Annotated in this window: 9 protein-coding genes and 1 pseudogene; 7 read left to right on the plus strand and 3 right to left on the minus strand. The window is 33.0% G+C overall.

Translation table 11 applies throughout. From position 1 onward, the window contains the following. The first annotated feature begins 1 nt into the window (after window position 1). From FF125_RS18310 to FF125_RS18330, 5 genes are all read left to right on the plus strand, one after another. The gene (locus FF125_RS18310) at window positions 2-766 is read left to right on the plus strand and encodes an enoyl-CoA hydratase/isomerase family protein (protein ID WP_138951209.1); all 765 of its coding nucleotides are present in this window, start codon (window positions 2-4) and stop codon (window positions 764-766) included. A gap of 16 nt (window positions 767-782) precedes the next feature. Beyond that, window positions 783-2,240, plus strand: a complete 1,458-nt coding sequence (locus tag FF125_RS18315; RefSeq protein WP_138951211.1) for an aldehyde dehydrogenase family protein — start codon at window positions 783-785, stop codon at window positions 2,238-2,240. Between the two features lie 68 nt (window positions 2,241-2,308). Next, window positions 2,309-3,280, plus strand: a complete 972-nt coding sequence (locus tag FF125_RS18320) for a receptor L domain-containing protein (RefSeq protein WP_175418959.1) — start codon at window positions 2,309-2,311, stop codon at window positions 3,278-3,280. Window positions 3,281-3,317: 37 nt separating this feature from the next. Beyond that, entirely contained in the window at window positions 3,318-4,343 is a 1,026-nt protein-coding gene (locus FF125_RS18325; RefSeq protein WP_138951215.1) for an L-rhamnose/proton symporter RhaT, read from the plus strand. A 13-nt stretch (window positions 4,344-4,356) separates the two neighbouring features. Further along, complete coding sequence (locus tag FF125_RS18330) at window positions 4,357-6,870, plus strand: glycoside hydrolase family 2 protein (RefSeq protein WP_138951216.1); 2,514 nt, start codon at window positions 4,357-4,359, stop codon at window positions 6,868-6,870. A gap of 95 nt (window positions 6,871-6,965) precedes the next feature. On the opposite strand, the gene FF125_RS22235 is transcribed toward FF125_RS18330, so the two are convergent. Continuing rightward, window positions 6,966-7,112 (minus strand): alpha/beta hydrolase-fold protein, encoded by a 147-nt coding sequence (locus FF125_RS22235; protein ID WP_138952613.1) that lies wholly within the window; start codon window positions 7,110-7,112, stop codon window positions 6,966-6,968. Window positions 7,113-7,203: 91 nt separating this feature from the next. Further along, window positions 7,204-7,533, minus strand: a pseudogene (locus FF125_RS18340) (ATP-binding protein); the annotation flags it as partial. 51 nt (window positions 7,534-7,584) lie between these two features. Between FF125_RS18340 and FF125_RS18345 the strand changes: the two are divergent. Continuing rightward, window positions 7,585-8,799 carry a hypothetical protein gene (locus FF125_RS18345; protein ID WP_138951218.1) on the plus strand — a complete coding sequence of 405 codons (1,215 nt, stop codon included), beginning with the start codon at window positions 7,585-7,587 and terminating at the stop codon, window positions 8,797-8,799. Between the two features lie 309 nt (window positions 8,800-9,108). Further along, window positions 9,109-10,302, plus strand: a complete 1,194-nt coding sequence (locus FF125_RS18350; protein WP_138949166.1) for an IS256 family transposase — start codon at window positions 9,109-9,111, stop codon at window positions 10,300-10,302. A 97-nt stretch (window positions 10,303-10,399) separates the two neighbouring features. Here FF125_RS18350 and FF125_RS18355 read toward each other — a convergent pair whose 3' ends face one another. After that, window positions 10,400-13,750: a DUF5107 domain-containing protein gene (locus FF125_RS18355; protein ID WP_138951220.1), complete on the minus strand. Its 3,351-nt coding sequence runs from the start codon at window positions 13,748-13,750 to the stop codon at window positions 10,400-10,402. Window positions 13,751-13,833 lie beyond the last annotated feature (83 nt).

Here is a 13,833-nt window from a genome sequence, read left to right on the forward strand (position 1 = left end):
TATGTTTAATTACACAAAAATAGACAGACTGGGGATTATCACTTTAGATAAATCCCCAGCTAATAGTTACGATGTCCACTTTTTTAATGAGTTTGAAACTATTTTAAACACCATTGAAAATGATAAAGACGTCGCCGTTGTTTTACTAAAAAGTGGCATTCCTAAATTTTTCTGTGCGGGTGCAGACATCAAGGTTTTTGCCAGTAACACCGTTGAAGAAAACAACAAAATGGTGGCTATGGCAAATAAAATAGCGACAATGATTAGTTCAAGCTCAAAAATATTTATCGCTTTTTTAAACGGTCACACATTAGGTGGCGGATTAGAATTAGCCGTTGCTTGCGATATTCGTTTGGCTTCAAACAAAAAATTTCTAATCGGTTTACCTGAAGTAAAACTAGGGTTAATGCCTGGCAATGGAGGTATTCCACGACTCGTAAATGCAGTGGGGCATTCATATGCATTTGAAATGGTTATTTCAGGAAATCCAATCAATTCCGAAGAAGCATTTAGAATTGGACTCGCTCATAAATTATACAACGTAGAAACTGCTGAACAAGAAGCGTTGGAATATGCAAAAAACCTTTCCAAAGGACCAAAAATAGCAATGGCAACTATCAAACAAACTTTTGCCGAAGGAGTTGGAAAAAGGACACAAGATTTCCTTCAATTAGAAACTAAAATGGTTAAAAATCTTTACGACACTTTTGATGCGAAAGAAGGATTTCAATCATTTATAGAAAAACGCGAACCTAAATTTGAATAAATAAAATATACCAACTATGAATTCAACAAATATAAAACACTATTCTTGTTACATTAATGGAGAATGGTTAGATGATAACACAAGGGAAGTTATTCAAGTCGAAAACCCAGCAAACAACGAAATTTATGCCACTGTTACTGCTTGTACAAAAGATGATGTTCAATATGCTTTGGAATCTTCTGAAAAAGCACAACGTGCCTGGGCATTAACACCCGCAAACACAAGAGCACAATACATTATAGAAATTGCGAATAAATTAAAAGCTGAACGTGAACATTTCGCTAAACTTTTGGTTTTGGAACAAGGGAAAACGTATCCCGAAGCTTTAGGTGAAGTTGATGACACTATTACGTATATGACGTATTCTGCAGAATCGGCTCGCAGAATTCAAGGTGCTATTTTTCCTGCTGAACAAGCCAATAAAAGACTTTCAATATATAAAGTCCCTTATGGCGTTACAGTTGGATTATGTGCTTTCAATTATCCTTTAGCTTTAATTGGACGAAAAGTTGGTCCGGCATTAGCCACTGGAAATACCATGATTATCAAACCACATGAATTAACTCCAACTACCGCCTCTGAATTTTGTCGTTTAGTAGATGAATCAAGTCTACCAAAAGGGGTTATCAATATGGTGTCTACCAAAAATGCTGAAGCGGCCTCATTGTTAGTTGAAAGTCCGATTACAAAACTAATTTCATTAACGGGAAGTACGCGAGCTGGAAGAGCAATGTACAGAGCGGCTGCTGAAAATATTACTGGATTAATTTTAGAGTTAGGTGGCAAGGCACCCTTTATTGTATGTGAAGATGCCGATATTGATAAAGCTGTTGATGCCGCTGTAATTTCAAGATATGCAAATTGCGGACAAGTTTGTATCTGCAACGAAATGGTTTTTGTGGATGAAAAAATAGCAGATGAATTTACAGATAAAGTTATCAAAAGAACAAAACAAATTAAAGTTGGAGATCCTTTTGATAGTTCCGTAAATATGGGGCCAAATGTGAGTAAATTCGGTTTGGAACGTGTGCATAATTTGGTAAAAGAAAATGTAAACCAAGGTGCTGAATTATTATTAGGAGGTAGCCGACCGGAAGGAAAGTATTTTGAAAAAGGAAACTGGTACACCCCTACAATTTTAGGAAATGTAAAAGGTACTGATGCCACTATAAGTCAAGAACTATTTGCTCCAATTATGCCAATCGTAAAGGTAATTGGTTTTGACGAAGCATTAGCACTGGCAAACAATCGTGAAGAAGGTCTTTCGGCTTATTTATATACGAATGATTATAGAATTCATCAAAAAGCAATTGACTCGTTAGAGGTTGGAACTATATTCATCAACCAACAAATAATTGGTAATATTCAAGGGTATCATTCAGGTCACAAAACTTCTGGCATTGCAGGTGAAGATGGTGTTTACGGTGTTGACCATTACCTTCAAAAGAGAACAATTTATTTGAATTACGAATAATTCAATTAGAAAAAACTATGGTGAAGTTTAGCAAAGAACATTTAAGGTTTTTAAAAAAACTCATAATAATGTTAGTGACAATTAACATTGTCATAAGCTGTAATTCTGATAATTCAGAAGATATAATTATTGAGGATTACGTTGGTGATGTCATATTAAAAACTCAAATAGAAGTTGATGACTTTGGAAAAAAGGAGTACTTGAACATTATTGGGTCTTTATGGATAACACCGGAAGACCTATCTGACATTCAAAATCTTTCAGCCTTAAAATCACTGACTTGTATTTCTGGAGATTTAGTCATTAAATTTAGTAATCTTATAGATTTGTCTGGTTTTAATAATCTTACCAAAATTGAAGGTGGTCTATATATGAATAGCAATCCGTCTTTAGCAAGTCTAACTGGTTTAAGCAAACTAGAAACAGTGGGAACGGTTGCTGGTCGTGATATGCTCCAAATTGATGATAATAATTCTCTAGTAAATATAGATGGGTTAAAAAGTTTGACCACTATTACTGGTATATTATGGATAGCTAATAATAGTTCAATAGCTAATATTAGAGGGGTGAATAATTTAAGTACAATAAACCGTCATTTATGGATTCTTAACAATCCAAAACTAACAAGTTTAGAAGGGTTAGAAAAAATAGAATTTTTAGGTGAGAGTGAGGGCCATTTACTTATTGATGATAATGACTCTCTCTTAAATTTAAAAGGCTTAGAAAATCTTTCGATTATAAAAGGTTATATACAAATTACCAATAATAATGCTCTCATTGATTTTAATGAATTAGCCAATTTAACATTGGTAAATTATGGAGTTAATATTCAAGATAATAGTTCTTTAGTTAGTCTAGATGGTTTTATCAATCTAAAATCAGCAGGTGGATTTACGATTCAAAGTAATAGTGTTTTAGCTGATTTTTGTGGATTGAAACCATTTTTAGAAGAAGACACTTTAGATACACAATATATTGTAAACAGTAATTTATACAACCCAACTAAAGAACAAATAGTAGATGGAAATTGTAGTAATTAATATGAATTATTCAAATTAAACAATTAATTAAAATAATATGGGAATAGGAATATTTTGGGTTTTATTAGCCGCCATCATGCTTGGATTTTATGCGTTTCCAAGCAAATTTGTTAAAAATTATGCCGTTGAAAATTTATGGAGTGGCTTTTGGCTATTGGCTATGTTTGTTGTTCCTATAATTTCAACATTATTTTTAGTTGAAGGTCTTGGCGCAACCTATGATCAAGTTCCGAACTCCATTTTTGCATCCATTTTTGCATTGAGTATTTTATGGGGAATTGGCAACTTATTATGGGGTATTAGCATTTCAAAAATAGGAATGGCACTGGGGTTTTCACTATTAATTGGTGTAGCTACTTTAACAGGTTCGTTATTACCATTTTTTATGGGAGGTGCAGACAAATTAGCAACACCTGGTGGTATGCTTATTTTGGGTGGAATTTTTGTAATTATGTTGGGAATTATTGCCAACGGAAAAGCAGGTTTGCTTCGTGAAACAAACAATGATACTGCTAAAGATACAACTACCAAAAATAACATGAGAAATGGTATCATTCTTTGTGTTGTTGGTGGTATTTCTGCTGCAGGATTTAATTTAGCGTACCACGTTGCCGATAATATTGGTCATATTGGTCAAATTTCTCAAGAACAATATAGTAGCTCACCTTGGATTGCTCGTTTGGCTGTTATGCTACCTTCATTTATTGGTAGCGGAATTGCTATTATGGTGTATTTTGCTTACCAATTAACAAAAAATAAAAGTTGGGAAAACTTCAACAAAAAAGAAAGTCCTAAAAACCTTTTATTACTACTTATTATGGCAATTGTTTATTGTGCTTCACTGATTATTTACGGACTAGGTGCCTACGAATTAGGTCCTCTAGGTACATCTGTAGGTTTTGCAATATTTCAAACAGGCTGTATTATGGTAGCAAATATATTGGGATACTTCACTGGCGAGTGGGACAATGCCAGTAAAAAAAGTAAAAATTGGATGTTTGGCGGACTCGCTATTATGTCTTTAGGAATAATAATCATTGCCGTGGGAAACGGAATTCAATAATAAATATAATCTTATGAAATTTAAAATTTTAATCTGTGCACTCTTCTTATTTACATACGTAAAAGGATTTGCTCAACCAAGCACTATTAGTAACCATAATTCAAATAGCCAACTAATAACAAGTTTAGATGGTTATCAATGGAAAATGAAAATGATGCTTCCAGGAGAAGGTATAAAACATGGATTGAATAAACTACCTCCAGGTGATATTGAAACATTGGTTTGGAATCCGGCAAAAGTTCCAGGTGATGTTTATACCGATCTATGGAAAGTTGGCGTAATTGAAGATCCTTATTTTGGAAGAAATAGCGTCAAAGCGCAATGGGTAATGCAATATGAATGGTGGTATTCTATGCAATTTAGAGTAAATCAAGATTTAAGCGATAAAGTTGCTCGAATAGATTTTGAATCAATCGATCACGAATGTGATATATGGTTAAATGGTCATTTTATAGGTAGTCATAAAGGTTCGTTCTCTTCCTTTTCTTTTGACGTTACCCAAGCAATACAATCAAATCCGCATTGGTTAAAAGCTACCAATATGTTGGTTATTAGATTAGCTCCACCTCCACAAGTAAATGCGAATGTAGCCGGCTTAAAAACACCTTGGTTTGGTGATTATTGGAGAGATTTAATTCCTTTTGGAATAACCGGTTCTATTGATTTAATTTTTACAGGAAAATCAAGAATAGTAGATGTTTATGTAAAACCAATTGTTGAGAATGAAAAGAAAGTTTCAGTAGCTTTTGAAATTGAAGTTGAAAATACCGATAAAATCCCAAAAGAAAAAAAAATTACCATTTCTTTTCAAGGACAAAATTTTGAAAGCAAACAGCAAATCATAAGCTTTAAACAAGTTCTTCAACCTGGAAAACAAATTATTAAAAAGGAAATAGAAGTTGAAAATCCGCAACTTTGGTGGCCTTGGGATTTAGGAAAACCTAATTTATATAAGGCGAGAGTTTCTTTAGACCAAGGAGATATCAATCAAGATTTTAAAGAAGTGACTTATGGCTTACGTAAAGTTGAAATGGAGTGGAATCCTGGTTTTACTAAAGATGAAGTGAGTTTTCCAAGAACAACACTTATTAACGGAAAACCAATATTTATTCGTTCAGCTTGCTGGGGCGGTCCGCCAGACATTTTTGTTGGTAGAACTTCAGAAGAAAAATATAGAAAATTAATTGCTTTGGCCAAAGAAGCCAATATGAATAACATCCGTATTTTTGGGTGGCATCCACCAGAAATTCCATTATTTTATAAATTGTGTAATGAGCAAGGAATTACGGTTTGGCAAGATATTATTCCTTTAGGTACGGGAAATATCCCTAATGACCCAGAGTTATTAGAACGCATTTATCAAGAAGGAGAAAATGTAATTAAAAACAGACGAAACAATCCTTCAATAATTATGATGGAGGGTGGAGAAGAAATGTTATTAAGAGCAAGTGATGCACAATATGCAAACAATTTCTTGAAAACATTGGGAGACAGATATCAAGATATGGTAGATTTACCATACGTTCCAGATTCCCCATTAACATGTGATGTTTCTAAACAGGCTGGTTACAAACCAAAAGAAGCTGTACACGCGTTAGGTTATTTTTATCAAATGGGAAGATGGCCTATGGAAGATTGGTATAAATCGTTAGACTATCCGATAGTTCCAGAATTGGCCATTACTTCGGTGCCAAATGTTGAAAGCCTCAAGAAATTTATTCCTGAAAATGAAATGTGGCCACCAGGTCCAAGTTGGGGACATCATTGGGCAGATTTAGATCGATTGCGAATTCAAAATTTTGATACTTTCGGCGATGAAAAAACAGGATCTTTACAGGAATTTGTAGATGCAACTCAAGATGCTCAGGGAATCATTTTCCAACTATCTATTGAACATTTCAGAAGAAATAAACCTAGAACAAGTGGTATAGCCTTATGTCATTTTATTACGTATTGGCCTGATATGAAATGGGCGATAGTTGACAATTATTTGCAACCAAAACGTTCTTTTGAATTTGTAAAAAGAGGCTATCAGCCCTTATTGATTAATTTCAATTTTGAAAAACGCAGATGGTTAAATTCTGATACTTTTAAAGGTCAATTCTGGGTTGTGAATGATTATTATAAGGAATATAAAAATTGTAAAGTATCTTATATTATTGCTGATGACAACCACAAATCGTTAAAAAAATCATCTTTTAAAATTGATAAAATTGAAGAAAATAGTTCAAAACAATTTTTTGAGTTAGAGGCTAATATCCTTAAAAATGTTCAAAAGAATTTTTATGTAACGATGGAGCTTACTAGTGAAAACGGAACTACTTTATCTTCAAATGAGTACATGTTTTTAATTGGAGATAAAAAAGAAGCATCTGAAAAATTTAATGTGATGGGTGAAGAAATTAGAGATAGAAATAGTATCTATTCTTACGGAAATTATTACCAATTCTTTGACAAACTAACTGGTGAGAACGGCGAAAAACAAGAAAGCGAAAAAGAACCTGTAAAGGCAAGAGGTTTTGAATAAAGCCAAAACAGCTGTAACTTACTTAAACTAAAACCCATATTTTGAATTGATTTCGATTCAAAATATGGGTTTAATTTATTTCAAATAAACAGCTATTAACTAACAAACTTGTTAAAAAACAACAAGGTATCTTTTATATGTTCTTGCCAATATTTCCACTCATGTTCTCCATCAAATTCGTGATACTCATGCGGAATGTTAGCATTGGTTAATTTTTGATGTAATTCCCTGTTGTACTCAATTGGAAAGTCCGGTTAAATTGAGCCACTCATTCCGGAAGAAATTGAGCAGTGTAAATCAAGTGTTAAAATCGATTCAATTTGTGTGTTAAAATTAGTGTTTTTTTCTTAATTTTTTTCTCATAGATTCACCTTTTAAATTAATTCTATGTGCGGAGTGTACAATTCTATCTAAAATAGCATCTGCAATGGTTTGTTCTCCAATTACTTGATGCCATGCTTCAGTAGGTAGTTGAGAAGCAATAATGGTTGCTTTTTTCCCATGCCTATCTTCAATAATTTCCATAAACATATGTCTATTAGCACTATCAAGAGCTCTGAGTCCAAAATCATCAAGTATTAATAAATCTTGTTTTTCTATTTTATTAATCTCTCTTGTATAAGTATCATCAGCTTTAGATGTTTTTAACTTGGTAAATAATTTTTACTCAATTATCCTGATGTTACAGGAATTGGGGTCACCGCAGGTGAAAATATGCGTACTCCAATGACTGATGATGATAAAGAAAAATGGCTTTGGGAAACTTACGGATTAGGAATTTTAGATGCTAAAAATGAACAACCGACTAGAAAAGTAAATTTTATTCATCGATTTTGGTGGACCGACATGAACATTGTAAAGAAATATTGGGGTAATTATCCTGATGGTTTTGATATGAGTTTTAAGTATGCCAAAGCACATATGTACTCGGCTGTTAATCCACCGTTTTATAAATCTTTTGCCGAATGGATGAAAACCGAAAATTTAAAATCGTGGTGGAATTTAAGAAATGATGATATTTTTATTCATCGTTGGGGAGATCCAACTTATGCAAGTGCGTTTATTAAAAACCTGCCTTTAGAACAAACTGCAGGTTATCATATGGGATCTGATGGTTATGTTTGGGGAAGAGAATTTATAAGTAAGCAACCAGATATTCCACGACAGTTGGAAATTGATAAACACTGGTATAAATTTATGCTTTGGGGACGATTGGGTTACAATCCTGATATGCCTCAACAAAGATTTCAAGCAATAATTGCAGCAAAATTTCCTGAAACAAATGCTGAATTATTAATGAATACTTGGGCTGAATCTTCAAAAATAATTCCGCAAGTCACACGATTTTCTTGGGGAGATTGGGATTATCATTGGCAACCTGAAGCTTGTATGGAAATTTGGAACAACCTAAAACCCATCGATAAATTTAGAACCAATCCAACTATGGAAGGTAGCGGCATTTTAAACATTGCCGATTATGTAAAAGCAGTTTTGAAAAATGAAGAAATAAATTTAATCACACCTATTGAAGTTATAGAAAACCTAAATACCTACGCTAAAAACTCAATCAATAATGCTGATAAATTATTGGTTAACGTTACGGATAAAGAATTAGAGCAAACTTTGTTAGACATAAAATCGATGGCTTATTTAGGGCAATATTATGCCAATAAATTTAACGCAGCTTTGGAATTAGAGTTCTATAAAAATAATGGAGAACTTCAACATAAAGAAAATGCTATAAGCTATTTAGAAAAATCCGTCGATAGCTGGGAATTATACACATTCATAAACATCAATAGATATGACCCTCAAAATTTTGCACGTTTACAAACCTTTGATTGGGAAAAACAATTAGTAGCTGTAAAAAATGAAGTTGAGTTCGCTAAGCACATCAAAACTTATAAAGAAGAAAAACAGTTAAAGTAAGCTATTGATTAAAACAAATTACGAATTTAGAACAAATACTTTGTCAAAAGCGTAATTCTAAAATCGTAAATAATGACCTTACAAGTTAATTACTTACACATAGTAAGCAGCATTTTCTTTACCTTATTTATTACAGAATTTGGTATTTCAAAATGGGTGCAACAAAGTTTCTAACCGCTCTGTGAACCAACAGAAACAAGAAAATCTGAACATTTGGGACTGTGCAATATTTTGTGTTTTAGCGATTATTTAGTTGAAAAATGATTTTGAAATTCATAGGCAAAAAATTTACCTTTAAATTTTTATCTTATGAACACAGAATTAGAAAAACAGTTGGAAGCCTTACTTGGTAAAATCACTAACAAAGAAGACTTTGATCAAGTCAAAGAACAATTACTTAAACGCGGTATTGAATCACTTTTAAGAGCAGAAATGACGGCTCATTTAGGTTACCAAAAAGGTGATTCCATAATTGCAAACAACCAGCGTAATGGTTTTTCACAGAAGACCATAAAAACGCAAAATGGAGAACAACGTATCCAAATCCCAAGAGATAGAGAGGCTAGTTTTGATCCAGTTATAGTTCCAAAACATCAGTCGATCAGTCAAGAATTAGAAGACTGTATCCAATTGCTTTACGCTAAGGGTATGAGCAATTTGGATATAATCGACTTTATCCACCGTACCTATGGTGTTAATTATTCAACATCACAGGTATCGATTATTACCAATCAATTATTAGAGGACATCAAGCTCTGGCAGAATAGGCCTTTAGAAGACGTTTATCCTATAATTTGGATAGATGCCATTCACTATAAAATAAGACAGGAAGGCAAGGTTATCTCTAAAGCTTGTATGATAGTTTTAGGTGTTAATACCGAAGGGCAACAGGATATTTTGAGCATGCATATTGTTGAAACCGAAAAAGCATCTGCTTGGATGTCTATTTTAGATGATCTGCGCTCTCGTGGAGTGAAAGATATTTTCTTTTTATGCTCGGATAACCTACCAGGACTTGACAAAGCGGTAGAAGCTATTTTCCCGGATAGCATAAGACAGATCTGTATTGTACATCAAATTAGAAACTCACTAAAATACGTGAGTTACAAAGACAGAAAAGCAATAATGACGGATATTAAAGGCATTTACCAAGCAGATAATGAACAGTTCGCTTTAGAAGCTCTCCAAATATTTAAACAAAATTGGGAACATAAATACGTATCTGCCGTACAGTCTTGGGAGAATAATTGGGATAACTTGACCGCTTTTTTAAATTATCCTAAAGAAATAAGAAAACTTATTTACACAACTAATATCATTGAAAGTTTTAATGCAAGTCTTAGAAAATATACGCGTAACAAAAAAGTGTTCCCTAATGATGATGCAGCCTTGAAATCCATCTATTTAGCGGCACAAAGCATCAGTGCAAAATGGAAGAAAACACGTTTTAAATGGGGACAAATCTACAATCAATTGTATATTTGTTTTCCAAACAGGTTATAAATCAAAAAAGTTAACCTATGAATTTTGAAATTATTTTTCAAAAACACAAAATTTTGGATAAACTCGAACATTTATAAATTTTTGTCAAGTACTTAACTTAATATTTTTCTTCCAACTCTATTTTAGCCCATAAATTACTAGTTGATAAGACTGTTGCTTGCTTTAAATCTTCTGCCGCCAACCTCTTTTTACTTAAACCTTTATTACCTAGACCTCTTGTGGTAAATGCCATTGATTTTCTTGTAGACTCCTCTTCCTTCCCACCAAATATTTGAAAGTAATCCGAAGTTTCATCTCCATTATTATTGAGTTCCGTATTCCCTTGCTCTACCAAGGCGTTAAAAATTGCATTTGCTTTTTCTTTATTGCCTAATTTCAAATAACTCATACCTTGGTAATAACTCATAAATCCGCTAACAATACTTTTTCTTCTTTTATCTGGCTTGTCTTGGACGGTAGCTTTTTTAAAGAATTTTTCTGCTTCTGTCTTGTTTTCAAGAGCTTTATAAGCTAATCCTATAAAATAATTCACTTGAAAATTTCTATTGCCTGATCTTGCACTACCTGCCTCCTCATCTGGCACCTGAGCTAATAAAAAATGATCTAAAGCTTTTTGATAGTCTTTCTTTTCAAAATAGTCTAAACCTAAAGTAAGTTGAGCATCCATAATTATTTCTCGAACTCTAGAGTTTCCTTCTCTAAAACTAAATTCTTTTCCTTTTAAAAATGCCACAGCCAAATCAGATTTTCCAGCTAAGGTCAATACTTTAATTTGACTAACAAAAGCATCATCTCGTTCGCGAACAACAGTATTATTGCCTTCAAATATACCCATTCTCTTTCCTACAGGAGAGTTATTTAATTCATATAGTTTATCCAACTCTGCATAAAAAATAGCTTCCTCGTTATTTAATGCAATTGCTTTTTCATAAAATGGAATTGCTTTTGCAACATTTTCTTGATGGCGGTAATATCCCCAACCCAAATTACGATAAGCCATAGCTAATTGAGGACTATAAGTAATTGCTTTTTCCCAATAAGAAATGGCTAGATCGGGTTGTTTATTGTATAGAATATTCCCTAAATAATAATACGCTCTTCCGTCCTTTTCATTATAAGATATAGCTTTTTCAAGTGCTTTAATAGTTTCTAGACGAAATGGAAAATGAGAAGCTTCTGAAAGGTTAGACGCTGTTAAAAAAAGCTGCTTAGCTTCCTTCTTATTACCAAAATAATCTTGAATGTATCCCAAAAAATAAATAATAATCGGACTATCTCCTTGATATTGTAATAAAATAGCATTCGCTTCATCAAACATACCATCATTGAGATATGCAACAGCCAATTCCAAGTAGTTCTGATCAAAATTCCTCATTTTTTTAGTTAATGAGGTCAATTCATTTTGTGCATTTTTAGTATTTCCAGATTCTTTCGCAATCAAATAGGATTCATTAACCAAACGGAAATCAAGTGGATCTTTTTGTAACGCAATTTCTACTGTTTCTTGCGCTCCTTTAAAATCGTTCATTTTTCTTTGTAATGAAGCTTTTAAACCAACCGCTCTATTATTTTTCATATTGGTAGAAAGCGATTCATTAATTTGTTCAAGTGCTTTGCCATACTTTTTTTGTGCGGATGAAATTTGTGCTAGCTCAAAAAATGCCGCAGAATAATAGGCATAATCCCAACTTGCACGATAAAGTGTGTCTATAGCCTCTTCTTCAAGATCAAGAGCCTTCAAAGTCACACCCTGTAAATAAAGTGCTTCCCCAGTTGGCGGTCTATTATAATCATTGGTAAGCCTATTTATCGCTTTAGAAAAATATTCTCTCGCTCTTTGATAATCTCCATTTTTTAAATATCGATTTCCAATAGCCGTATTAGTTCTTGTATCAAGAGCATCTCTTTTTAACACTTCGTCATAATAATCATCTGGGTATTTATAAAATTGCTCCATTCTGTTACCCGTAAGAAATAATTCTTCCACCGAAGAAATTTCTTCAGGAGATTTAGGTCTTTCCAATGGTACTGGAAGTTTACCTATTGGTTCTAATTTTTTTGGCTGATAAGCAATAATGATCTCATTTGTATTTACATCTAATAACTCTGTAGAATAATTGGTCAAATCTTCTGTTTTACTGATTGTAATAAATTCTTTAAAAGATTTTTTAGGAGAAATTTCTATGTCTTTCTGAAAAATAACTTCAACACCTTTACGTAAAAGAATACGTGCTTTTTTCACTTCTTGTGTAGAATAATATCCTAATAAAACTTTATTACCTTCTCGTCTTTCAAAATTTACAGCAGCATTGATATTCGCATTTTTAAACCCTTCAATATCCCGTACAGGATACCAATATTGTTTCCAAGTTTTGGTTTCGAAAGGTCTAATCCATGTATAATCAGGTTGATTATCAGAAAACGCACCAACCATAATTTCAACATACGGACCGCTGGTTTCGGTCAACCTTGCTTCGGTATTTTGCCCAGTTACTCCAGAGCCCCATTCCCAAAGTTTTGCACCCTTTATAATATTATGATCTCCAATATGTATGGTTCCGCTTTGTTTGCCATGGTCATAGCCACCCATAAAATCTTCTTTTAAATCCCATGCAAAGAAAGAAGCATTTTCTTTTACATTTTTCCACCAACTCACATCAACTCCTTTTGTAAAATCTTGATCTCTAAAAACTTCTGTTGAAATTGGCCAACGCGTAAACTGATTTTTAGAATGATACGTTGCCACTTGAACACTTGGCGGAAAAATAGTTTGGTAGTTTTCATTAACGTGTGTTGCAACATTAGCCCAATTTAAAAAAGTATTTGTATAGGGTGTCGGGTTATAAATAGTAAGTTCCGCTTCAAAATAAGATTTATTAGGAGAAAGTGTTACCGCCACATTCCAACGCATTCTATGTCTTGGTTCTGTTTCGCCAATAAAAATCGTTTTGCTACCATCTTCGTTTTCTTTTAAGGAATAATCCATGGGTAAAAAAGTAGATGCTCTATGATGGTGTAGTACACACCATTCAATACCACCAGAAACCCATGCACCCGTCATTCCTATATTTGCAGGTTTTACTTCATTATTTTTATAAACAAAATTATATCCATTTGTTTTATCGGTAGCATAATATATTTTACCACCAATTTCTGGGGTAATACCAAGTTCAATGTATTTATTTTCTAGTTTAAGTACTTTCCAATCCTTTTGAACTTTTTCATGCGAAATAACATCATTTAAAGCATAGGGATAAATTTCTCTTCGTGCGCCTTGAAAACTTTCGTTAGAAAAAAATATTGGCGCATTTTCTCCTGGAGCAACTTTATAGGTCGGTAGGTTCCACTTCTCTTCTGTTAATGTAACTTGTGCTATATTCTTTACTCCACACAACAATATAAGTAGAATGAATAATTTTTTAAATAGAATTTGATTAAAATAGCTCATTATGCACCTTTATTTTAGATTTAATTTATAGGATTTACCAGTAAAATGTGTAGTAAAATTATGGTGGTATAATCCTTTCTAAA

The sequence above is a fragment of the Aureibaculum algae genome (assembly GCF_006065315.1).
Taxonomy (GTDB): Bacteria; Bacteroidota; Bacteroidia; order Flavobacteriales; family Flavobacteriaceae; genus Aureibaculum; species Aureibaculum algae.

What these genes read in the sequence shown, in the direction of transcription:
- FF125_RS18310 (WP_138951209.1), top strand. Translation starts at nt 2, where the DNA reads ATGTTTAATTACACAAAAATAGACAGACTGGGGATTATCACTTTAGAT.
- FF125_RS18315 (WP_138951211.1), top strand. Translation starts at nt 783, where the DNA reads ATGAATTCAACAAATATAAAACACTATTCTTGTTACATTAATGGAGAA.
- FF125_RS18320 (WP_175418959.1), top strand. Translation starts at nt 2,309, where the DNA reads ATGTTAGTGACAATTAACATTGTCATAAGCTGTAATTCTGATAATTCA.
- FF125_RS18325 (WP_138951215.1), top strand. Translation starts at nt 3,318, where the DNA reads ATGGGAATAGGAATATTTTGGGTTTTATTAGCCGCCATCATGCTTGGA.
- FF125_RS18330 (WP_138951216.1), top strand. Translation starts at nt 4,357, where the DNA reads ATGAAATTTAAAATTTTAATCTGTGCACTCTTCTTATTTACATACGTA.
- FF125_RS18345 (WP_138951218.1), top strand. Translation starts at nt 7,585, where the DNA reads ATGCGTACTCCAATGACTGATGATGATAAAGAAAAATGGCTTTGGGAA.
- FF125_RS18350 (WP_138949166.1), top strand. Translation starts at nt 9,109, where the DNA reads ATGAACACAGAATTAGAAAAACAGTTGGAAGCCTTACTTGGTAAAATC.
- FF125_RS18355 (WP_138951220.1), bottom strand. Translation starts at nt 13,750, where the DNA reads ATGAGCTATTTTAATCAAATTCTATTTAAAAAATTATTCATTCTACTT.